Source organism: Prosthecobacter sp. (assembly GCF_029946185.1).
GTDB lineage: Bacteria > Verrucomicrobiota > Verrucomicrobiia > Verrucomicrobiales > Verrucomicrobiaceae > Prosthecobacter.
Genome location: NZ_JAQSEA010000102.1, coordinates 1 through 20,821 on the forward strand (window position 1 = coordinate 1; position 20,821 = coordinate 20,821).

Here is a 20,821-nt window from a genome sequence, read left to right on the forward strand (position 1 = left end):
AAAGCCGTGATGGCTGCCAGCGGAGTTGCGTCACTGTTATCAACTAAAAAGGCAACTTTAGGAGGCAGTGCCATGGCGTTTCTGTAGGCTGTTTTCATTTGTAATTACAGGTTGTTTTTCACTCAAATAAATGAGGTCAGCGTGCAAATTTTTGACACAGATCCAGTCGAGACAGGCACATCAAAAACATGGCTTTGGAGGGGTCAGGCCTGGGTGTTATCGATCCTCATCTTTGTACAGGAGGCCAGCGCATTTTCGACTTTTTCGGCCGCCCCTTCGATGTCCTTTTTTTCTTTGTCCGAGAGCTTGAGTTTTTCACCGTTGCTGTCTTTCAATGACTCCACATCCACCGAATCGACGGTGCTCGCGCTCATGAAAAAAGTTTTGTGGATCCAGCACTCCGGCGGCTTGTATCCCCAGGTCAGAGCTTCCACCTCCACTTCGACTTGAATGCCAAATTTCACCTGCGAGATGTCCGCGTATTTATCACACAGCTTCTCATAGAAACCATGCAGCTCCTGGATGGCCTCCTTCACCCTGTTGTCAAACTTGTTGCACTTCACGTTCGCGCTGGCCGTGAGTATCATCAGGTTGTTGGCATCTTTCCCATCTCCGCCAAAGGTCGCGTTTAGCAGATGCCCCGCTTTAAATCCGTACTGAGGATACTTCTTCCTGGCCGCCGTGATTCCAGATGGCTTGTTTGAAGCCGCATCCGTGTTGACACTGAGATAGCCATTCGGCCCCAGCACCGCGGTGGAAAGCTTCCCGCCACATTTGGATCCGCAACTGGTATACTTCGGGCGTTTGAAGAACTGCGGAGCTTTCTCCACATTGGAGGGCTTTCTTCGCTTCGCTGGAAGCTTTTCTTCAGGCGGTTCAGCCTCTCGCTGCCGTTTCCTGCTCTCAGCTTCCGGCTTTTGGGTTGAATTCTTTGCCATGGGGGATGTGCCTCAGTGGTGGTCGGGAATAACGGCCGTCTGCTCACTCAGCATTTTCAGCGCAGAATCATGTCGCAAAAAATTCACGGAAAGCTGCGTAGAAAGTGGTCATTGATCTTCATCAGCGACTCCGGCGGATCGGTGCCCTCAAAGGTAATGGAGATATCTGCCAGCTGTGACTTTTTAGTGAACATCCCACCGCCCATTTCGACACGCAGCGGCCCCTTGGTATGGTGCTCGACCTTGGTCACAGGGTCGGTCGAGGTGTCCCCATCGTCGCCTAGCAGCCCCTGCAGCTTCACCTTGAACCTTACATCCATCGTCTTGATGCGCAGCGTTCCAGGTGGCACCAGGCTCAGCAGTGGAGCATCAAATTCCACATACTGCTCAGCCCGGTGGTCCAGCTCTCCCCCGCCCGTTTTCCCAGCCAATTGCTGTTTCGCGACATTCGGATCGTATTGCGCATTGGGCAGCTTGATCGCCATGGTGATCGGCGTGCCGTCTTCCTTGAAATAACGCCGCAACTGCCGCACGTGCTGCTGTTCGGTAAGTTTCTGCGCCTCGATCCCTGCGTTATGGATCGCACGCAGCAGTTCATCCAGTGATGTGAGAGTAGCCATAGTTGTATTGGTCGTTACTTGGAGCCCACCTTGAGCCACGGCTTGCGGTTCTTGGCTTCCTCAATCAGCCAGTGCGGCTGACGCTTGAAGCCCACGTGGTAGGTTATTTTTTGCGTGGTGATCTGGTGCTCTCCGAACTGGAAAACCCCTACCCCCATTTCCTTGCCGATGATCCGCCCTTTGGGCATTTCAGTCAGGCAGCGATTGAGAAACTCCATCGCCTGCGTCGCTTCCGTCTCGGTGTTTGGGTAGTTCGGATTGAGGCCGCCCACGCTGATTCGTACAACGTAGGCGACCTCGCTCAGATCAGCGACAGTGTTTTCTTGGCCGTTCACAAAGGACTAGGGTTGACCTATTTGGAAGGTTTCCTCCGTACGGAGACGTTGCGGGCGGGCTTTGCGGGCCCGGTCTGCTTCATCTCCGCCGGCTCAGGAGGTGCTACTTTTTTCCGGTGCCCTGCAGATCTCGCTCCTGCGAGCTGGTATCCACCAGTTTCGGCGCTGCTTTCGGATCAGCGTCGCCACCCGTGTTGATCATTGGGCGGGCTTCGATCGAACGCGGTGTGGCCGCCGATGCCATGATGTCGAGCACACGCGAGAGCCCTTCAGGCATGCCTGCGTTTTTGGCATGCACTTCCACGTGGTATCGCGCCGAGTTGTCGGAAGAGCGCGCGTTTTCCTGATGTGAGGCCACCTTGCCTTCCACATGCACCGACAGACTGAAGCACCCCCATCCCACTTTCGCATCGGCGGAGAAGCTGCCTTCGGAGTCTTTGGATGATTTCTCACTGGTCGAGGACTTCACCTCCATGTCGAAAGTGATGTCCACCGAGTCAATCTGCAGGTTCGGGATCGGCACGATCGCCAGCATGGGCACCTTGAGCTTGACGGTTTCCACGGTCGGAGAGCCATCGTCCAGGCTTTGGCCGGGACGTTCGAACTCAAAGTCCACCATGCGCGCCCCGCCGGTCACTGCGCCTACCGGCTTCCCATCCTTGTCCAGCACTGGCGGCATGAAGCCGATTCTTTGGATGTAATCCGCCGTCGCATTCGCCAGCGAGAGGTTGGCTTTGCATGCTGCCGCGAGGGGGCCCCCGATGAGATCCTCCATTGGCAGCCCTTTAAACTGATCCGCGATTGAAACTAGTCCGTCGTCAGCCATATGTTTGTTCTTTCCGTGTTGAGTTGGTTTAGGCGCTTGCTGTTTTTGGGACCCTGCCTTGTCAAACTCCAGGAGAGATGCAGCTCGGAGTGAGCCTCATGCATCCTAGATCAAGAATCGGGGTCAGAATCCCGTGACGCCTCATTCAGGAGCGGCGAAGGCGTTCTGTCAGCGCAGTGAAAACCCTTCTTTATTTATCAGGTAAACCCCTTATTGGCCCTGCGATATTATTCTATTTTTTATCTCGTAATCGAATAGGCACTCCATTTAATTTAGGTTATTCTATTTATTCTATTCTAAAGTTTTCAGATGAATCCACTTCTCGGGAAAAAGGTCGCTGTTGCTAATCCATTGCCCATGCTGAGGCTTGCCTGGCAACACCTGATCACCATTGACTCGGAGATGCGCCACTGTGGTGAAGCCGCCAATCTCACCCGGGCGCATGATCTATGCGTCCAGACGAAGCCGGATCTCCTCGTGCTGGATCCCACCATGGAAAATGGCGACGGCTTCATCTTCATGAAGAAACTGCTCCACTGGCAGGCAAACATCCGGTTCGTCATCTTTTGCGGCCACCTCCCCAATGTAGTGATCGAACAGGCCTTTAAAGCGGGTGCCTCAGCGGTGACTTCCCATCGGGACAACAAAAAGTCCATCCTCGCCGCTCTCACCGCCGCTGCCAACGGCAGGCTTCACATGACCCCCTGCGTGGCCGAGGATCATTCACGGGAGATGGCACGGCCGTTAGTGGCCAAGGGGCAGCAGGCCGAACAGGTGCTGACAGAGCGCGAACTGCAGATCTACCGCCTAATCGGCCATTGTGTACCCATGAAGCAGGTCGCGCTGCAGGCAGGCATCAGCATCAAGACAGTGGAATCTCACATTCTCCGCATGAAGCAAAAATTCGGCCTCAAAAACAATGCTGAACTGCGCCGTCAAGCGACCCTCCATGTCGGGAATTGACCCGCTCAGTGCACCTCGCCTGCAAGGCAGGGCAACATTTGCCTCCGCCCCCTACACCGGTCCCAGCTTCAGGATATCCGCCGCCTCACCAGCCGGTTCTCCATCCGTTCCCTGCCCATCTCTTCCATCAGTGACATTTTCACTTCAGCCTTCACGCTTTCAAACGGCTTCGGATCCGGCTCCCTGATGTCATCCAGCCGCAGGAGGATAAAAGTGCCCGACTGTTTCAGCACCTGCTGACCTCCCCCTTTTTCATCTTCCCGATGGTTTCACCCACGGTCGCGTTGATTTCCAAAATGCGGATCGACGGCCACGCACCCCCGCCTCCTGCGGTCATGCCCGGCACCAGGGCGCGATCCAGACGCACCGCAGCCAGCAGGTTGAGATTCAGCTCCTCCAGCCAGATGTCATCCGTCAGCGCCGCGAAGCCACCACCCGGTGCGTTCTATCCGCCGAGGTTGTGGATCAAATTGTCCACCCCGCCACACTCCTCACGCAACACTCGCGCGACCTCCTCCGTGCCCGCCGCCGTCCCCAGATCAGCCGCAATGAACCTCGCAGGCAGAGCCGCATCCTCTGGAGCTGAGCGGGCCGCAGTGAAGACCATCGCACCTGCCGCAGCCAGCCTGCGCACGATCGCCTCGCCCGCGCCCTTCGTGCCACCGCTGACAAACACGCGTTTGCCCGCAAACTCCGCAGGGTCAATGTTGAATGAAAGTGCGTTCATCGGATGCTCAGGTGAGAGATTTCTTCACCGCTCACGGTGAATGTGTAGTCGAACTGCAACGGGCTGCCGGGGAACGTCCCAGACACCATTCCCGTGGCGGCAAAAGCCCTGCCCACATCCTGGATCTGCGTCACCACCACCTTCGGGTGATACTTCAGCGTCGTCTCTTCCATCCACGCCCTGATCACCTCCCGCCCCTGATGGTCATGACTTTCATCATGCACCAGCGCATCAGCAGAAAAGCATGCAGCAGCGTCATCGGTGCGACCGTCATTGACAGCCGCGAAGTAGTCGGAAAGCACTTGGGGAGGTGTCGTTTTCATGGTCTATCTATTCTCGCTTTGACGGTCTGAATTCTGACCGCCCACCATCGAACCACGGACTTACAAAATGGCAGGAACCCACAAAAAAGTAAGTGTCACATTGAAGAAGAAGCCCATTGCCTGGACACCCGTCACAGCGGCCGAAGGTGTGGAGCAGGCGCTCCGCATGCTGGAGGGCCGCTGGAAGTTTCTCATCCTCTTCCAGCTCTTCGGTGGCAAAATCAGGCGGTTCTCCGAGCTCGAACGCGCCATCCCCGCTGTCACGCAGAAGATGCTGGCCCAGCAGCTCCGCCTGTTGGAGAAAGACGGCATCGTACACCGCGCCGTCTATCCCGTGATCCCGCCCAAGGTCGAATACTCCCTGCCCCCTTGGGGCCAGTCCCTCTGCCCAGTACTGGGCGCCATCCTGAAATGGGCCGCAGCCCGCGAGGACTTCCAGCAAAAGTAATTCCAGCACGCGCCGTTCGTCCAGTTCCTCTGGAACCCGCTGAAGGGAATCAGTCAGCTCCCCCTGCCCCTACTCCGCCCCCATCCGCTGAATGTCCGCCACCGCACGCAGCTCCATCATCCGTTTTTCAACTCTCTCTCTGCTCACCTCATCCATGAGCGATGCGACCACTTCACCCCTCACGCTTTCAAACGGTTTCGGCTCGCCCGCCTGAAGGTCATCCACACGCAAGATGATGTAGGCGTCCACTTGCTCCATCACCGCGCTGATCTCCCCCTTTTTTGTCGCCAGGACGCCCTCGCTCACCTTGTCCGTGAGGTCTGAAAGGTAAATCCACTTCCACTCACCCCCGCGCGCCGCATGGCTGTCCGCGCTGCTCTTGCGGGCGATCTCCTCGAAGTCGCCGCCCTCCGTCAGCTTCCTGTGCAGGCTCTCCGCCACACTGCGGGCATCAGCAGACATCTTGCTCACCGTCACCGTGTGCAGCTTCACCTTTTGCGGACCGCTCCAGCGCCGCAGGTTCTTTTCGAAGTGCTCCTGCACGCTCTCGTCCGTGACCTCCACCTTGCCCGCGATTCGCGCGCGCATCACGTTCATGATGATCATGCGCTCCCGCAGTTCGCGAAACTTCTCCATGGCCAGTCCGTTTTTAGCCAGGTCCGCCATGAAGGCCTCGCGGTTCCCCCTGAACCCCACCTGGATAATCTGCGTCAGATCCTTACCCAAAATTTCCGGCTCCATGACGCCGCCGATTTTGTAAAACTCATCCGCCAGCAACTGGCTGTCAATGAGGGTGTCGAGCGCATTCAGCCTCACGCCGGCCATTTCTTTCTCCAGCTTCTTCGGATCATCCGCAAACTGGTGCCGGATCACCTGCGCCTGCGCTGCGGTCATGTGCTTGAGATCCGAGTCCAAGATCGGCGCGCCGTTCACCTTGGCCACCATCCGGTCCAGCGTCTTTTCCTCGGGTGCCTGCCCACAGGCAGCACCGCCCCCCGCCAGCACCATCGCCAGCCATGCACCGCATGCGCGGACTATCAGGAAAAAGGCACGGAAGGGGTTCATGAAAGGTGACTATGACTCATAGAATGTTGGCAGCATCGCTGGTGGCAAGTCGAATATGCGTCCTCCTCAGTGACAGCCCCTGGCTCCCCGCAGACGGGTTTCATGGCACAAAATGGCATCAGTCACTTCGTGTCAGAACGCTCCTTATGCCGGTCCCCACTTCAGAATATCCGCCGCCTCACGCAGCTGGCACAGCCGGTTCTCGATCCGTTCCCTGCCCAGCTCTTCCATCAGGGACATTTTCACTTCAGCCTTCACGCTTTCAAACGGCTTCGGATCCGGCTCCCTGACATCATCCACTCGCAGGAGGATAAAAGTACCCGACTGTTCCAGCACCTCGCTGACCTCCCCCTTTTTCATCTTCACGATGGTTTTACCCACGGTCGCATTGATATCCGAAATGCGGGTCCACGGCCAGGCACCACCGTCATCCGCACGGCTGTCTTTACTGTTCGCACGCGCCATCACCGCAAAATCGCCCCCGTTCACCAGCCGCGTGCGCAGATTTTCCGCCACCGTGCGGGCATTGGCAGTCGTATTAAAGATTGTCAGCGTGTGAAACTTCACCGACACCGGCTCACGCCAGCGCTGCTGGTTTTTTTCATAGTGCTCCCGCACCATCTTGTCCGTCACCACCACGTTGTTCGCTATCCGCGCACGCACCGCGTCGACGATGATGATCCGTTCTCTCAGCTTGCGGTACTTGTCATAGGTCATGCCGATCGCGTTGAGTTCCGCCATCAACGCCTCACGGTTCCCCTTGAATGCCTCTTGGATGGCCAGCTTCACATCTTCATCAATGGCCTCTTTGCTGATCATGCCGCCCAGGCGGAAAAACTCATCCTCCATCAGTTGAAAGTCGATGAGTCCATCGAGCGCATTGCGTTTCACGTCTGCCAGCGCCTTCGCCAGTCGGGCCGGATCATGGGCCAGTCGCACCTTCAGCACCCGCTCTTCCGCTTTGATCATCGCGTTGAGGTCGGAGGCAAAAATCGGCATCCCGTTTACCTTCGCCACCGCCTGGTCCTGGTGGCGCTCCCTCTCCGCGTCCGCACTCAGCGCACGGGCGTCTGCATCTCCTGCCAGCGTCATGAGCAGCCACACCGCTGCCACGCCAGCGCACTTCACCCGACATCTGAAATCAGTCCGCACTTCCATGGCGGGCAAACAGTGATCTCTCGTTGTGGTCAGCTTCATAATAATTGGATAACACACGCTTTTTTTCGTCGATCAGCTCTCGATAGTTTTTAGTCCTAGCCTTTCAAAAACATCTTCTTCTGTCACTCGCATCGGCATGGGAGAAACCTCTGCTAAAATAACGTTTCTGAACCTCGGATCAGCGCAAAATTCATGAAGTCAGGCTGGCCCAAAGTTGAAAAACTTTTGTCGCGGAATCCTCTACACATACCCCTTGCCGCTGTGACAACAGTCACAGGGCCTTCTCACGCCATGAGACACGACCAGCCAGCGATGAACCGGTGGTGCGGATTCAACAGGCCGGGATGATGCAAGTCAACGTTGTCCATCGGCAGCGGGCAGCAGCGAGTTCATCGCGAGCGGGATGGGTTGCACCATCTCACCCGCGACAAGCTGAGTGCCTGCTGATTCGGTTCCAAGGCTATTCGGAGGTGTTTCTTTCCTTCTCATGCGCCCAGTAGCCGTCTCTTTCATAATGCCGGAACAGACCACTCTCGTAGTCACGGGAAATGAGCCCTTCTTCCGTGTATTCAGGCGATGCCTTCACGGACTCGCGTGAAAGCTTCACGAACACTTTCAGTTCACTCCAGCTGACACGCTCGATCCACTGCGGTGAAATCAGCACCTTCTTGCCCGGCCACCAGTTGCGCGTGTCCACCACGAGGTAGCGAATGGCCCAGGTCTCGTCATCAAGGATGAAGTCCACCACATGGCCGATCTCCCCATCCGTCGCTTGAATGTGATGACCCGTCACCGCATCAGTGCTCCGCAAATGCGGATCCCATGATTTCTCGGGTTCAGTCTCAGTCGCTGTGTTCCATTGATTGGGATCCCGCACCAGGTAGGGGTAGGCGCCCCACATCATCGGACCGCCCCAGTACATCGGCCAGCCATAGTAGCCATGGTAGTCCTGTTCGAACTGGCGTGACACGGGCTTGTCACTTTCCAGAGACGGGCTGTCCTGGATCTGCTGCTGGGTAAGGTTCACCACGATGGCCTCATCTTCTTTGATTGCGCCGACCAGTGCATATGGCGAGATCAAAACCTGCCTCCCGCTGAGCCAGCCGCCGGTGTCTGCCACCATGTAGCGAACGGTCCAGTGCTGGTCATCGAAGTAAAATTCACTGACCGTGCCCACCTCGCCATCGAGGCTGGCCAGTTTGAATCCTTTGAGTGTGTTTGCTTTGAGTAACATAAGATTGTTGGGGTTGGTTAGTTCAAAAAAAGGAGCGGGGCTTTTAAAGGTTTGCCCTCACCGTTCACTTACTAAAACGCATCTGCCACGGGGTCTGACCGTGGTCATTTACGACACGAATCACATCTCTTGCGCAAGAGAGCTTGAAGCTGGCGCTACTGCCACGCCATGGGGTAAAACCCCACCATGCCGTCCTGTATCTGCGAGTGGCCTCCAGCCGCGAACGCGAAATCGTGCGGGCCGTGACCTACGTCATCGTCATCCTCTCCATCTTCTCCATCTTCTCTCAGGGGCTGAGTCTGGAAAGCTTCGTGCGCGCCCTGGTGAAACCAAAAGTGTCATAGCGCATATCAAAGCACTCGCGGTCAGGCTGAAATTTGAGGCTCTCTTCCGCCAGTTCGGCAAGGTGCAGCGCATGGAGGCTGAGCACCTCCCGGCGCGCTGCGCTCTCCGTAAAACTCCCGATCGTATGCAGCGCTCCGAGCATCCTCAGCATGATGGCGAGGTTGCCCGCAGAGCTGCCGCGAATCTGATCAAAGGACTCTGACACGAGCTTCTCAAAGCTCGGCCCGATGGCAATCACTCTCAGCTCGCCGTCCTCATACCGGAACGATGAAGGGATCTCCCGGCTCGCCAGCCGTGACAGAATCGTGTTCAGATAATCCACGCACATCACCGCCGTGGTGGTGTCATTGATGCCGGGAGAAAGAGCCCTCAGCGCCATGTCCACCAGCTGCCTGATGCCAAACCCCGCATCCTGCTCAACGGTGCGGTGACGGTCGATGCCATACGCATTCTGCAAAGCAGCGATGACGTCATCGTCCGGCACTTCGTCTAGGCCGATCATAACCAGCGGCGTGCCCTGCACCACAAACCCGCCAATCCCGCACTCCATCCGCACCACAGTCTTCTGCTCCCTTGCCAAACACAGCAGCGTGCTGTCATCGATGCTCTGGATGTAGCCGTTCCTCGGCGCAGGAATGGCCTGCCACTTACGTTCAATCACGGTCCCCCGCGACGCCTCTTCAGCCTCACTTCCCGCACCCTCCCCGAGCTTTCCAGGAAAAAGCCGCTCAATGGCGTTCAGGGTCTCTTCAGCGACCGCAGCGATGATGCGCGATGCCTGAATAGATGGGGCATTATGATGGATGAAAAAGATGAGAACGGCGATACCAACAATCGCAAACAGAACGGCCACGGTCACCGAGAGGCTGGGAACAAACTCATTCAAATCTCCACCGCGAATCGTCCGCAGCACCACCAGGCAGTACGTGAAAATCCCGGCAAACAATCCCAGCACCACCTGAGTGATACGGTTCCGCACAAAATTGCGCAAGATGCGTGACGTGTACTGGCTGGAGGCCAGCGTCAGCGTCACCAGAATCATCGAGAAAGTGATGCCCACCACCGTCATCATGGAGCCCGCGATGGTGGAAAGGATTCCCCGTGCACCTTCCGCACTCGCACCAAAGACACGCGGCCAGCGCCCCAGCAAATACTTCAGCCCGCTCGAATCAAGTTCGATCAGCGAAATGGCCAGCACCATGCTGAGAGCGACCATCAGCGAGGGAACGAACCAAAAACTGTCCCGCAGTCTGCACCAAAGTCGCTTCAGTCTGTTCATGCATGCACCTTTCATCTGTATGTGGCCGAATCAAGAAGCACGGCCCCACGACTACGTTCGTATCTCAGACCAGGAATGGCCTTGATTAAGGGCGTAGATCGTAAAACTCACTGCCTACGCGCAGCGCTCCTCGGAGCGCGGAATTTATTCCGCTGCACTCCGCAGCACTCACCCGCCCCGCTTTGGCACGCTGCTTTCGCGACACCGAGCATCACCGTGTTTGCGGCATTCCGTGCAAGCCATCACACGTCCCACGCGGACCACCTGCTGCGGACTCAAGTCCGCGCTCCGCGACTGTGAGTAGCGCTTTGGCCCAGCACTTACGCGAGCGCGACTGCGTCTTGGACTGCGTGCGGCAAGCCTGGGCGCGACGCCGCTTTCGCAGGCCGGAGGACGAGCTGAGGACGAAGAACGTCCAACACCCCACGAAAGCGGTGTCGCCGATGCCAGGCTTGCGCCGTGCATCTCAGCCACCGCAGTCCAAGACGCTGTCGCGTTGCTTGAGCGTCCTTCAGCTCCAAAAGCCCACGATGCTCCTCCTTATTCAAGTGCCATTCAGGACAGGCAGTTTCTGTCCTTGTCATCGTTGCACCGCAGAGGACTCATTTGAACGTCTTCAAGCCCAAGCAATCACGTAACACCCTCACCCCATTTTCTCGTGCCACGCGAGGAGTCGCAAGGCATTCAAGACGACCACCAGAGTGCTGCCTTCGTGCAGCACCACAGCAACGCTGAGCGGGATGACGCCAAACCCCGAGGCGATCAGCAGCATGCCAATGACACCGAGCGCGATGACGAGATTCTGGCGGATGATGCGTGCGCTGGCCCGGCTCAGGCCAATCGCGAAAGGCAGCTTGCCGAGATCATCGCCCATCAGCACCACATCGGCCGTCTCCAGGGCCACTGCCGTACCGCCTGCGCCCATCGCCACGCCCACTGAGGCTGCGGCCAGTGCGGGGGCATCATTGACTCCGTCACCGATCATCGCAATGACGCCGTGACCATGCTGGAGTTCACGGATCAAGGTCAGCTTGTCACCCGGCAGCAGCTCCGCACGCACCTCCGTGATGCCCACTTGCTCTGCGATCCGATGGGCCACCGAAGCGTTGTCTCCAGTGAGCATGATCAGACGGTCAATGCCCTGCGCCCGCAGCCGTTGCATCACCTCCTTGACCAAGACCCGCGGCTCGTCCGCGAGCGCGATGACGCCGATGAATTTCCCCGCAAATCGGATGATCACCGTCGTTTGGCCTTCGCCTTCGAGCCTGGCAATCGTCTCGGCAAGCGACCCGCCTTTTTTCGCTGCAGGATCGGCAGCAAAGGCCCGCATGGCCCCCACCAAAACGTCCGCACCTTCGACTCGCGCCTTCATGCCCTTGCCCGCGAGGTTTTCGATCTCAGTGGCCGTGGGAAAGGTGATGTTACGCTCCTTGGCAGTCTTCACGATGGCCGCAGCCAGCGGATGACTGCTTTGCTCTTCGACAGCAGCGGCGATGCGCAGCACCTCATCCTCTGCCGTGCCGTCAAAGCCAATGACCTGCGTTACCGCAAATTGACCGGTGGTGAGTGTGCCGGTCTTGTCCAGCGCCACGGTGTCCAGATGTCCGAGATTCTCCAGATGCACCCCGCCTTTGATCAAAACACCACGGCGCGCCGCCTGGGCGATGCCTGCCAGCACGGCAGCAGGTGTGCCGATGGCCAGCGCACACGGTGAAGCCGCCACCAGCAGCAGCATGCCACGGTAAAAACTCGCGCTCCACGTCCATCCAAACAGCAGCGGCAGCAGCACAATGACGAGCAGCGTGCCAATGAGCACCGCCGGAACGAACCGGCGCGCAAACGTCTCCGTGAAGCGCTGCGTCGGACTCTTTTGCTCCTGCGCCTCGGCGACGAGCTTCATCACCCGCGCCAGCGTGTTGTCACGCGCCAGCCGCGTCATGCGCACATCCAGCGCGTTGTCCTGATTGATCGTTCCCGCAAAAACCTCATCGCCAGCTTTGCACTCCACCGGCACGCTCTCCCCCGTGATCGCGCTTTGATCAATGCTGCTCTCCCCAGCGGTGATGACACCATCCACCGGCACGCGCTCGCCGGGCTTCACCACGACGACATCATCCACCGCAAGTTCTTCCACCGGCACTTCTTCCAGCCTAGCGCCACGCTTGGCAAAGGCCGTGCGCGGCATCAGTTTCCCGAGCACACCCACGGCATTGCGCGCACGATCCAGCGCGTACTGCTCCCCCGCATGACCGAGTGCAAATAGAAACAGCAGAAACGCGCCTTCAGCCCATTCGCCCAGCAAGGCCGCCCCCGCTGCCGCCGCGATCATCAGCAGATCAATGTCTAGCTTGCCACGAAACATGGCCGGCAAAGCCTCACGCGCTACATCGTAGCCACCCGCCAGATAGGCCAGCAGGTAAAACCCCAGCGCAATGGCATGTGGAAGCTCAAAGAACTCCTCCCCAAAGAACCCGACCGCCAACGCCAGCCCCGCAACGGCGACCTTCAGCGCCGTCCAGCGCTCCTGCATCCAGTGCGGAAGAAAGTGCGGTGCGCCACCATGCTCAGGGCCTTGGTCATGCTCCGAAGGTTCGGGCATCATATCTTCGCCTCCTTCAGACCCAGCACAGGGCTGAGTGCGGCATCAGGGACCACAGTATTTATCGTGCTGCCAAACTTTTTCATAGTGTCGTGTACCAGCCAGGGGTCGAATTCATGTTCACATCCGGCACGTCGTCCTGAAAAAATGACAGCACCTTCAGCAATACGTTCTTTAAGGGCATTTTGACGCTGCACACAACCTTGAAGATATGCGGGGCGGCCCGGACCGCCCGTCTAAAAACGGATGCGCATGCCCACGCCCCAGCCGTAGTCGGAATGCCATTGGCTGACGACGGAGGTGCTGCGGCTCAGGGTATAGGCCAGATTCACGCGCCCTTCCCAAGAGTCGTGGATGTCATAGTCCACCTCTCCGCCCAAGATGAGACGCGGGGTGATGTGGATGCTGCGGCCGATGGCAAACCGTCCGCCACCGTCCGTGTCCGCCCAGGCGGTCAGGCCGAGATTGAGGGGCAGGAGGTACATCACTCCCAGCAGGCCCCGGTTGGAGTCAGTATGGGTGTCAAAGGAATCCCCCGTGATTGTGCCCTGGGTGTTGAGCCCGGCGATGGCACGGAAGAAGCGGTTAAAGTACCGCTGGTAGAGCGCGGTGGTCTCCCACTGCGTGCCGGGCACACCACCCCAGCCCGCCTCCCATTCCAGATTGAAGATGTGCCGCGTGTTCGAGTACTGAAGGTAGCCCTGCGTCATGTTGGTGAGGCCGTCGGCCACCCCCCAGAAGAAGAATGGATCCCGGTAGAGCATTTGCCGCAGCGGCCCCGTGTCCGCAGCGGGAGAAAAGCCGTCGTAATGCACAACGCGCGCCATGCCGCTCTCCATATGGTAGAGAAGATGGCAGTGGAAGAACCAGTCCCCCACCTCCTCGGCGGCGAATTCAATGACCGTGGTCTCCATGGGCGGGACGTCCACGGTATGCTTCAGCGGCGCGTGGTCGCCCTGGCCGTTGATCACGCGGAAGAAGTGGCCGTGCAGGTGCATCGGGTGGTGCATCATCGTGCGGTTGATCATGATGAAGCGCACGGTGTCGCCCCGGTTGATCTTGATGGCGTCGCTGGCAAAGAGCGTCGTGTTGTTCAAAGACCACACATAGCGCTCCATGTCCCCGTCCAGTGTCAGGCGAACCTCACGCACAGGCCGCTGCGGAGAGAGTGCGGTGTTTTTGACAGAGCGCAGCTCTTTGTAGGACGGCCAGGGGCGCGGCCCCATGCCATCCATGGCCAGCGGCTTGCGGGAGGACACATCCGTCCCCAGCGGAGTGTAGTCCCAGGTGTAAACTTTGCCTGAGTGCGGACTTCCGGGCCGTTGGCTGTCCGTCATCATGCCATGGTCCATGGCCATGCCGCCCATCGGCATGTCATGTTTCATTTGGTCGCCATTCATGGGCATTTCGTGATCCATGCCGCTCATCGGCATGTCATGTTTCATTGTCCCACCATTCACTGGCATGTCGTGGTCCATGGCCATGCCGCCCATCGGCATGTCATGCTTCATTTGGTCGCTGCTCCCGCCCATCATTTCCGCCATGGTCATCATGCCACCCATCACACCAGGGTGGTCAAACTTGCCTGCATTGACCTTGCTGTCCGGCATGCCCATGGTGCCGCCCGGCGTGAGGGCAAAGATGGTGGAGGGCTGAAGTTTGCCCATGGTGTTGTACAGGTTGGCGCGCGGGACGTTGGGAGCAGGATGCCGCGTCCCCTGGCCGATCCAGATGGACGTCCACGCAGAGCCGTCATGGGCGGTGGCACGCAGTTCATAGCTGCCCGGACCCGGAGTACGCACCAGCACGTCATAAGTCTCCGCCACGCTGATGAGCATGCGCTCCTGCTGCAGAGGGCGCACCTCCTGACCGTCGGCAGACACGACCGTCATGGGACCACCGGCAAACTGGAGATGGAAAAAGGTGGAAGAGGAACCGTCCACAATACGGAGTCGCTGCGTCTCGCCCGGCTGCGCCGCAATGGAGTGCTCCGGCTCGCCATTCGCCAGAAAGCGGTCATACGCCACGTCTGCCAGATCCATGGGCGGCATGCGCAGCAGCTCCCGCTTCCAGAAGGTACCGAATTTCCCTGCTTTCAGTGCACCGATGAGGGACTGCGCGTTCCCGCGTTGAAGCGCGGGCCACTCGCTGCCACGCTTCAGCCAGCGCAGCACATCGTGAGGGCTTTGGTCTGTCCAGTCAGACAGCACCACCGTTTCCCCCAGATCGCCACCCTGACGGGGGAGGATGACGATCGCCCCATACAGCCCCATTTGCTCCTGCATGCCCGTATGCGAATGATACCAGTAGGTGCCATGCGGGCGCAGCTTGAACTCGTAGTCGAAAGTCGCCCCCGGCTTGATGGGCGGAAACGTGATGAACGGCACGCCGTCCATTCGGTTGGGCAGCAGCAGGCCATGCCAGTGAATCGAGGTCTCCACCTTCATCAAGTTCGTGACATGGATCCGCGCCACATCCCCCTCCCGGAAAGTGAGCGTGGGAGCCGGGATGCTGCCATTCACCGCCATGGCCATGCGGGGCTTGCCGGTGAAGTTCACCGCCTTCTCGTCGATGGTGAGGTGGTATTCCACCACCTCCGCCGCAGCCGGAGCCACAGCCAGGGCGACAAGGAGCAGGATCGCGATATGAATACGGGTAAAGTTTGGCATAATAAACGGTATGGGTTCGTGGCACTGGCCCGCCAAGCTCACAGCTTCACCCTCCTCAATCTCAGCGCATTCGTGATGACGGAAACCGAACTCAAGCTCATCGCGGCACCCGCGATGATAGGGCTGAGCAGCAGGCCAAAAAATGGATACAGCACACCCGCCGCGATAGGGATGCCCAGAGCGTTGTAAAGAAAAGCGAAAACGAGATTCTGCCGGATGTTGCTCATCGTCGCACGGCTCAAGCGAATGGCTTGCGCGATGCCGCGCAGATCCCCTTTCACCAGCGTGATCCCCGCGCTCTGCATCGCCACATCCGTGCCGGTGCCCATGGCGATGCCGACTTCTGCTTCGCTGAGTGCAGGCGCATCATTGATGCCGTCACCCGCCATGGCGACATGCTGGCCTTCATCACGCAACTTCTTCACATGCGCCACCTTCCCTGCGGGTTCGATCTCCGCCTCCACCGCATCAAGGCCGAGCTGCTTCGCCACCGCCGCCGCCGTGCGCCGGTTGTCACCTGTGAGCATGACGAGTTTCAAGCCGAGTGCATGAAGATCCTTGATCGCCTCTGCCGTGGTCTCTTTGATCGGATCAGCCACCGCGAGAATCCCCGCAGGCTTGCCGTCGATGGCGACAAACATCGCCGTCTTCCCATCCTCCTGAAGTTTCACGGCAGTGGCCACGAGTGGCTCCAGTCCGCTCACCTTTTCATTCCGCAAAAATTCAGGTTTGCCCACAAGCACCCTCCGCCCCGCCACCGTGCCGCTGACACCACCCGCCGTAACCGAACGAAAATCTTTCGCGTCTTCCAGCGTAAGCTTCTGATCCTTCGCACCCAGCACAATCGCAGCCGCCAGCGGGTGCTCGCTGTTCTGCTCCAGCGAGGCGGCGAGGCGCAAAAATTCGTTCTTCTCAAGCCCCTCCTCAGGCAGCACATCCACAAGCCGTGGCTTGCCTTCCGTGAGCGTTCCCGTCTTGTCCACCACGAGCGTGGTCACATGTTCCAGAAGCTCCAGCGCCTCCGCGTTTTTCACCAGCACCCCCATCTGCGCCCCACGTCCCACCCCGACCATGATGGACATGGGAGTCGCCAAACCCAGCGCGCAGGGACAGGCAATGATCAGGACTGCGACGGCATTCACAATCGCATGCGCGAGCCTGGGCTCCGGCCCCGCCCACATCCACACCACAAACGTGATCACCGAAACCGCCAGCACCGCAGGCACAAAAATCCCCGCCACCTTGTCCGCAAGCCCCTGAATCGGCGCACGACTGCGCTGCGCTTCCGCCACCATCGTCACGATCTGCCCCAGCAGCGTGTCATTGCCCACGCGTTCCGCCTTCATGACAAAACTCCCCGACCCATTCACCGTGCCGCCAGTCACTTTATCACCCACGCCTTTCTCCACCGGCAGAGGTTCACCCGTGATCATGGACTCCTCCACGCTGGAGTGACCATCCACGACTTCGCCATCCACCGGCACCTTGTCACCGGGAACCACGCGTAATTGATCGCCCACCTGCACCTGATCCAGCGGCACTTCCTCATCACCGCCTTGCACCACCTTGCGCGCCGTCGGCGGTGCGAGATTCAGCAGCGCCTTGATCGCACTCCCCGTGCGGCTGCGCGCGCGCAGTTCCAGCACCTGCCCCAGCAGCACCAGCACCGTGACCATCCCGGCGGCTTCAAAGTAGATGCCCACCTTCCCGCCATGATGCATCGAATGCGGGAATAAATCCGGCAGCAGCATCGCCACCGCGCTGAACACATAGGCCGCCCCCACGCCTATCGCGATCAGCGTGAACATGTTCAAGTTCATCGACATCACCGAACGCCAGCCGCGCTTGAAAAACGGCCAGCCAGCCCACAGCACCACGGGCGTCGTGAGCACAAATTGAATCCAGCGCGACACATCCCCCGTGATCCACGGCTGCCGGCCCAGCGCCGGGATCAAGTGCGACATGGCCAGAAAGAACACCGGCAAAGTCAGCACCGCGCCGATCCAGAAGCGCCGCGTCATGTCATTCAGCTCCGCATTCTCCTCTTCATCAACCGCCCCAGCCGGCGCATTCATCCGTTCCAGCGCCATGCCGCACTTCGGGCACTCACCGGGGTGGTCCTGCTGCACTTCCGGGTGCATCGGGCAGGTGTAGATCGTTCCCCCCTCCTTCGGCGGCACCCAGGATGGGTTTCGTTCCAGCGCCATCCCACACTTCGGACAGTCCCCCGCTTTGTCCGCAGCCACCCCCGGACACATGGGGCAAAAATACTTCGCAGCAGGCGCAGGCTTGACCGTCTTCTGACCGTGTCCACCACAGCACGCGCCCGGCCTCTTTGCAGACGGTTCATCTGACATAAACTGGGTGCGACAGTGCTCGCTGCAGAAGTAGAAGGTCTGGCCCTCGCGTTCAGCGTGCAGCGCCGTCGCTTCGTCCACCGTCATACCGCAGACGGGGTCTTTCGTTTCGTTCATGGCGGTGTTCCTTGGCTTGTTGGGCTTTGCATCATTTCCCACGAATTTACGTATCTTCAGACCCTTCAGGAACCTCAGAGATGAGCCGCTGCATCGCGGTCACCTTGGAACCCACGAAGAGCACATTCAGCAAATCGATCTGCTCACGCGTGGCTCCCGACGTCCGAATCTTCATGTCACCCGAACCAAAGCCAAGGAGCCAGTGGCGAAATATATCATCGCGATGTTTCTCCAGCCCCATGCCCTGCGCGTTGTAGCTGTTTGAACCGCTGCCAAAGAGCATTTTGTGCGTGAGCTGCCCCGGCGTCACCTCCCAGTAGCTCAGGCGGTCAAAGACAAACACCGTGAGGAACCAGGAGATAAACATCAGCGTGGAGAACCAGAAGTAGGCTCCCATGCTCAGATGAATCGTGAGGTTATCAAACCACCGAAACACCTCGTCCCACCAGCCGACGTACGCCAGAACCACCGCCAGCAGCGCCCCCCCCATCATGACCATCCCCGACGCCAGACCGCGCACGGAAAAATTCGTGATCAGGATGATCATGAACAGCGTGAGAAAGTAGATCACCCCCAGGTTGTTGCTGGGATGGACCCACTCCAGCATCTGCCGGGTGGATTCCAAGTTCTGCTCTTGACCATGCATGTAGGTGAGCCCTGCCATCACATATCCCACCACCCAGACCGGCCACCAAAACAGCAGTGAGGAGTGACTGTAGATGCGAATGCTGGATGGACCATGATCACGCGGAGCTTTGGCGGTCAGCACTGGACGGGCATCATCAAGAGTCGGATGCAAATGGACAGTGCCCGGCACCTCGGTGCCGTCTTGGGGGATGTGCTCTTTCATGGGTGTGGGTAGTTCCTGCAACCTGCCGCCATGGCCAGGAGCATCATCGAAGGTAGGTGTTTTGTGGCAACTGCATGTCACGACATCACGCGGATGCCGCCTGGGTCATGATTTTCATCAGAGTCTCCTCCACTTCCATGGCCACGTCGTTCAGTTGCGGCGTGTTAAACATCGCCAGCAGAGTCGTGGGTTTCAAAGTGGCGAGTGTCGTCCTGCCACCTTCCTCATAGACGGAGATCCGGCACGGCAGCGCCGTCGAGACGCTCATGTTTTGATCCAGCGCCTTCTTCGCCTGCTCCGGCTGGCAGACTTCGAAGATCAGGCACTCATGGTCAAAATCCACCCCCTTTTTCCACATGGTCTCTTTGAGATCATGCACCTGCATCACCCCGAACTGATGGGCAGGCACTGCTATCTGCAACGCTGCCGCCGTCTCTTTCACCGTCTTAGCAGTGGTTAGTTGGATTAGCATAAGATGAGTGGGTTGTTTCAGGCAGGTTCGCATTTGCTGGCACAACCGGCCTTGGATAAAATCGTGCCTAGGATTATTACCGAATAAAATGAGGCTGATTCAACCGCACCCAGAGAGCAAGCGCTGATTTTCAGGGCGCAGTTCGTCACTTTCTATGATGGGCCCGTTTGCCATTGCGTATCCTGTGCGAATATGAATAAAAATTGTCTGAACCATGGGCGACAACCCGACTCTTCACCACCCCCGCCGACAGACGGTTCCGGTGGGTGTTCACCCCATGGCAAACTCGGCTTCTGCATGGGATGTTGATTGTCCTTCTCTCCTATGCTCATCTATTGAGCAGTTCTCTGTGCTGCACCACTGGATGCCCCCCTCTTCTCATGCTTCACCCACCGCCGTCTGGCAAAAAGACGGGGAAGGTGTAAGTCTGACCCTCGCCGGAGATTGGCTGCGCGAAGGACCTGAAGTGAATGTGACGGGCACTGCACCAGCTCATGCCCCCTCCCGCTACCAGACGGATGCACTGGGCTCCCATGACTCCACCCTCCCCGCATTCATTCTCGCCCACCTCCGCACACTGAAATCGACGGCTGACGCCCAGCAGCCAGCCCCCTTCGAAGGCCTGCCTGAAAATCTGCGGAACTTGTTGCAGCTAGCCCTTGCGGTTCCTGAGGAGGGAGGCCCCCAGTCCGAGGAAAGCCATGACTCAAAGCTAGCAACCCTCGGCAAGCTAACTCTAGGTGCCTGGCATGCCTGCCTGACGATGTTTGACTTTGTCGGGCAGACAGTGCTCTCACTCGGTCGTTTATTCAAAGGCCAGGCACGTTTCCGCAGGTCGGATTTTTGGATGACGGTGCAGCAGTGCGGCGTGGAGGCTCTGCCCATTGTTTCGCTCATCAGCTTCCTCATCGGACTCATTCTGGCATTTGTCGGCGGTGTGCAGCTCGCCAGCTTTGGGGCCAGTCTCTACGTCGCCGATCTCGTTGCCATCTCGATGGTCCGGGAAATGGGTGTGGTCATGACCGCCATCATCATGAGCGGCCGCACCGGTGCCGCCTTTGCCGCGCACATCGGCAGCATGAAGGCCAATGAAGAGATCGATGCCCTGCGCACCTTCGGCTTTGATCCCTTTGACTTTCTCGTGCTGCCACGAATCCTGGCCCTCGTGTTAATGATGCCCCTGCTGACCGTGTATGCGGACATCGTGGGCATCTTGGGCGGCATGCTGGTCGGAGCATTTTCTGGCATCCCGCCCGTGCTGTATTACACAGAAACCGTGGCCTCTTTGACCATCACCACCGCCTCTCTCGGCGTCATCAAGAGCGTCTTCTTCGGCGCTGTCATTGCCCTCAGCGGCTGCATGCAGGGAATGAAGGCCGGCAATTCCTCCGCAGCAGTCGGCGAGGCCACGACCCGCGCCGTGGTCACGGCCATCACCATGGTGGTCGTTTTTGACTCCGCCTTTGCCGCCCTTTTCACCCTGCTGGATATCTGAC

The 20,821-nt window shown here is 58.6% G+C and carries 18 protein-coding genes; 3 read left to right on the forward strand and 15 right to left on the reverse strand.

The genetic code is table 11. The annotated features are described in order from the left end of the window. Nucleotides 1-203: 203 nt before the first annotated feature. The 4 genes from PSV43_RS07820 to PSV43_RS07835 all read right to left on the reverse strand — a co-directional run bounded on the left by PSV43_RS07820 (nt 204) and on the right by PSV43_RS07835 (nt 2,719). On the reverse strand, nt 204-938 hold the full coding sequence (locus PSV43_RS07820; RefSeq protein ID WP_300195265.1) for a hypothetical protein: 735 nt from the start codon (nt 936-938) through the stop codon (nt 204-206). Nucleotides 939-1,021: 83 nt separating this feature from the next. Further along, the gene (locus PSV43_RS07825; RefSeq protein WP_300195267.1) at nt 1,022-1,558 is read right to left on the reverse strand and encodes a DUF2589 domain-containing protein; all 537 of its coding nucleotides are present in this window, start codon (nt 1,556-1,558) and stop codon (nt 1,022-1,024) included. 14 nt (nt 1,559-1,572) lie between these two features. Beyond that, complete coding sequence (locus tag PSV43_RS07830) at nt 1,573-1,893, reverse strand: hypothetical protein (RefSeq protein ID WP_300195269.1); 321 nt, start codon at nt 1,891-1,893, stop codon at nt 1,573-1,575. A gap of 103 nt (nt 1,894-1,996) precedes the next feature. Beyond that, complete coding sequence (locus tag PSV43_RS07835; RefSeq protein WP_300195271.1) at nt 1,997-2,719, reverse strand: DUF2589 domain-containing protein; 723 nt, start codon at nt 2,717-2,719, stop codon at nt 1,997-1,999. 309 nt (nt 2,720-3,028) lie between these two features. Between PSV43_RS07835 and PSV43_RS07840 the strand changes: the two genes are divergently transcribed. Further along, complete coding sequence (locus PSV43_RS07840; RefSeq protein WP_300195273.1) at nt 3,029-3,682, forward strand: response regulator transcription factor; 654 nt, start codon at nt 3,029-3,031, stop codon at nt 3,680-3,682. 445 nt (nt 3,683-4,127) lie between these two features. Here the strand turns inward: PSV43_RS07840 and PSV43_RS07845 are convergent, their stop codons facing one another. Next, nucleotides 4,128-4,409 (reverse strand): SDR family NAD(P)-dependent oxidoreductase, encoded by a 282-nt coding sequence (locus tag PSV43_RS07845; protein WP_300195275.1) that lies wholly within the window; start codon nt 4,407-4,409, stop codon nt 4,128-4,130. Then, entirely contained in the window at nt 4,406-4,732 is a 327-nt protein-coding gene (locus PSV43_RS07850; RefSeq protein WP_300195277.1) for a nuclear transport factor 2 family protein, read from the reverse strand. Before PSV43_RS07850 ends, PSV43_RS07845 begins: the two co-directional genes overlap by 4 nt. 67 nt (nt 4,733-4,799) lie before the next feature. Here PSV43_RS07850 and PSV43_RS07855 point away from each other — a divergent pair, with 67 nt between their 5' ends. Continuing rightward, the gene (locus PSV43_RS07855) at nt 4,800-5,180 is read left to right on the forward strand and encodes a helix-turn-helix domain-containing protein (RefSeq protein ID WP_300195279.1); all 381 of its coding nucleotides are present in this window, start codon (nt 4,800-4,802) and stop codon (nt 5,178-5,180) included. Nucleotides 5,181-5,249: 69 nt separating this feature from the next. Here the strand turns inward: PSV43_RS07855 and PSV43_RS07860 are convergent, their stop codons facing one another. From PSV43_RS07860 to PSV43_RS07900, 9 genes are all read right to left on the reverse strand, one after another. Beyond that, a complete protein-coding gene (locus tag PSV43_RS07860) occupies nt 5,250-6,245 on the reverse strand; it encodes a peptidyl-prolyl cis-trans isomerase (protein ID WP_300195281.1) in 996 nt (331 codons plus the stop codon). A 144-nt stretch (nt 6,246-6,389) separates the two neighbouring features. Continuing rightward, entirely contained in the window at nt 6,390-7,403 is a 1,014-nt protein-coding gene (locus PSV43_RS07865) for a peptidyl-prolyl cis-trans isomerase (protein ID WP_300195283.1), read from the reverse strand. A gap of 460 nt (nt 7,404-7,863) precedes the next feature. Beyond that, the gene (locus PSV43_RS07870; RefSeq protein WP_300195285.1) at nt 7,864-8,637 is read right to left on the reverse strand and encodes a PRC-barrel domain-containing protein; all 774 of its coding nucleotides are present in this window, start codon (nt 8,635-8,637) and stop codon (nt 7,864-7,866) included. Between the two features lie 286 nt (nt 8,638-8,923). Beyond that, nucleotides 8,924-10,261, reverse strand: coding sequence for a DUF2254 domain-containing protein (locus PSV43_RS07875; RefSeq protein ID WP_300195287.1), 1,338 nt, complete (start codon nt 10,259-10,261; stop codon nt 8,924-8,926). 643 nt (nt 10,262-10,904) lie between these two features. After that, nucleotides 10,905-12,863, reverse strand: coding sequence for a heavy metal translocating P-type ATPase (locus PSV43_RS07880; protein ID WP_300195289.1), 1,959 nt, complete (start codon nt 12,861-12,863; stop codon nt 10,905-10,907). A 233-nt stretch (nt 12,864-13,096) separates the two neighbouring features. Continuing rightward, nucleotides 13,097-15,529, reverse strand: a complete 2,433-nt coding sequence (locus PSV43_RS07885; RefSeq protein WP_300195291.1) for a multicopper oxidase domain-containing protein — start codon at nt 15,527-15,529, stop codon at nt 13,097-13,099. Between the two features lie 38 nt (nt 15,530-15,567). Further along, nucleotides 15,568-18,003 (reverse strand): heavy metal translocating P-type ATPase, encoded by a 2,436-nt coding sequence (locus tag PSV43_RS07890; protein WP_300195293.1) that lies wholly within the window; start codon nt 18,001-18,003, stop codon nt 15,568-15,570. 46 nt (nt 18,004-18,049) lie between these two features. Then, nucleotides 18,050-18,853, reverse strand: a complete 804-nt coding sequence (locus PSV43_RS07895; protein WP_300195295.1) for a hypothetical protein — start codon at nt 18,851-18,853, stop codon at nt 18,050-18,052. Nucleotides 18,854-18,938: 85 nt separating this feature from the next. Next, nucleotides 18,939-19,325 (reverse strand): DUF302 domain-containing protein, encoded by a 387-nt coding sequence (locus PSV43_RS07900; RefSeq protein ID WP_300195297.1) that lies wholly within the window; start codon nt 19,323-19,325, stop codon nt 18,939-18,941. Nucleotides 19,326-19,689: 364 nt separating this feature from the next. On the opposite strand from PSV43_RS07900, the gene PSV43_RS07905 reads away from it, so the two are divergent. After that, the gene (locus PSV43_RS07905) at nt 19,690-20,820 is read left to right on the forward strand and encodes an ABC transporter permease (protein WP_300195299.1); all 1,131 of its coding nucleotides are present in this window, start codon (nt 19,690-19,692) and stop codon (nt 20,818-20,820) included. The last annotated feature ends 1 nt before the right edge of the window (nt 20,821 follow it).

Excerpts from the sequence above, each read along its gene's own strand:
- PSV43_RS07845 (WP_300195275.1), bottom strand. The coding sequence starts at position 4,409 with ATGAACGCACTTTCATTCAACATTGACCCTGCGGAGTTTGCGGGCAAA.
- PSV43_RS07860 (WP_300195281.1), bottom strand. The coding sequence starts at position 6,245 with ATGAACCCCTTCCGTGCCTTTTTCCTGATAGTCCGCGCATGCGGTGCA.
- PSV43_RS07885 (WP_300195291.1), bottom strand. The coding sequence starts at position 15,529 with ATGCCAAACTTTACCCGTATTCATATCGCGATCCTGCTCCTTGTCGCC.
- PSV43_RS07820 (WP_300195265.1), bottom strand. The coding sequence starts at position 938 with ATGGCAAAGAATTCAACCCAAAAGCCGGAAGCTGAGAGCAGGAAACGG.
- PSV43_RS07840 (WP_300195273.1), top strand. The coding sequence starts at position 3,029 with ATGAATCCACTTCTCGGGAAAAAGGTCGCTGTTGCTAATCCATTGCCC.
- PSV43_RS07890 (WP_300195293.1), bottom strand. The coding sequence starts at position 18,003 with ATGAACGAAACGAAAGACCCCGTCTGCGGTATGACGGTGGACGAAGCG.
- PSV43_RS07865 (WP_300195283.1), bottom strand. The coding sequence starts at position 7,403 with ATGGAAGTGCGGACTGATTTCAGATGTCGGGTGAAGTGCGCTGGCGTG.
- PSV43_RS07895 (WP_300195295.1), bottom strand. The coding sequence starts at position 18,853 with ATGAAAGAGCACATCCCCCAAGACGGCACCGAGGTGCCGGGCACTGTC.
- PSV43_RS07875 (WP_300195287.1), bottom strand. The coding sequence starts at position 10,261 with ATGAACAGACTGAAGCGACTTTGGTGCAGACTGCGGGACAGTTTTTGG.
- PSV43_RS07835 (WP_300195271.1), bottom strand. The coding sequence starts at position 2,719 with ATGGCTGACGACGGACTAGTTTCAATCGCGGATCAGTTTAAAGGGCTG.
- PSV43_RS07870 (WP_300195285.1), bottom strand. The coding sequence starts at position 8,637 with ATGTTACTCAAAGCAAACACACTCAAAGGATTCAAACTGGCCAGCCTC.
- PSV43_RS07905 (WP_300195299.1), top strand. The coding sequence starts at position 19,690 with ATGCCCCCCTCTTCTCATGCTTCACCCACCGCCGTCTGGCAAAAAGAC.
- PSV43_RS07900 (WP_300195297.1), bottom strand. The coding sequence starts at position 19,325 with ATGCTAATCCAACTAACCACTGCTAAGACGGTGAAAGAGACGGCGGCA.
- PSV43_RS07850 (WP_300195277.1), bottom strand. The coding sequence starts at position 4,732 with ATGAAAACGACACCTCCCCAAGTGCTTTCCGACTACTTCGCGGCTGTC.
- PSV43_RS07880 (WP_300195289.1), bottom strand. The coding sequence starts at position 12,863 with ATGATGCCCGAACCTTCGGAGCATGACCAAGGCCCTGAGCATGGTGGC.
- PSV43_RS07855 (WP_300195279.1), top strand. The coding sequence starts at position 4,800 with ATGGCAGGAACCCACAAAAAAGTAAGTGTCACATTGAAGAAGAAGCCC.
- PSV43_RS07825 (WP_300195267.1), bottom strand. The coding sequence starts at position 1,558 with ATGGCTACTCTCACATCACTGGATGAACTGCTGCGTGCGATCCATAAC.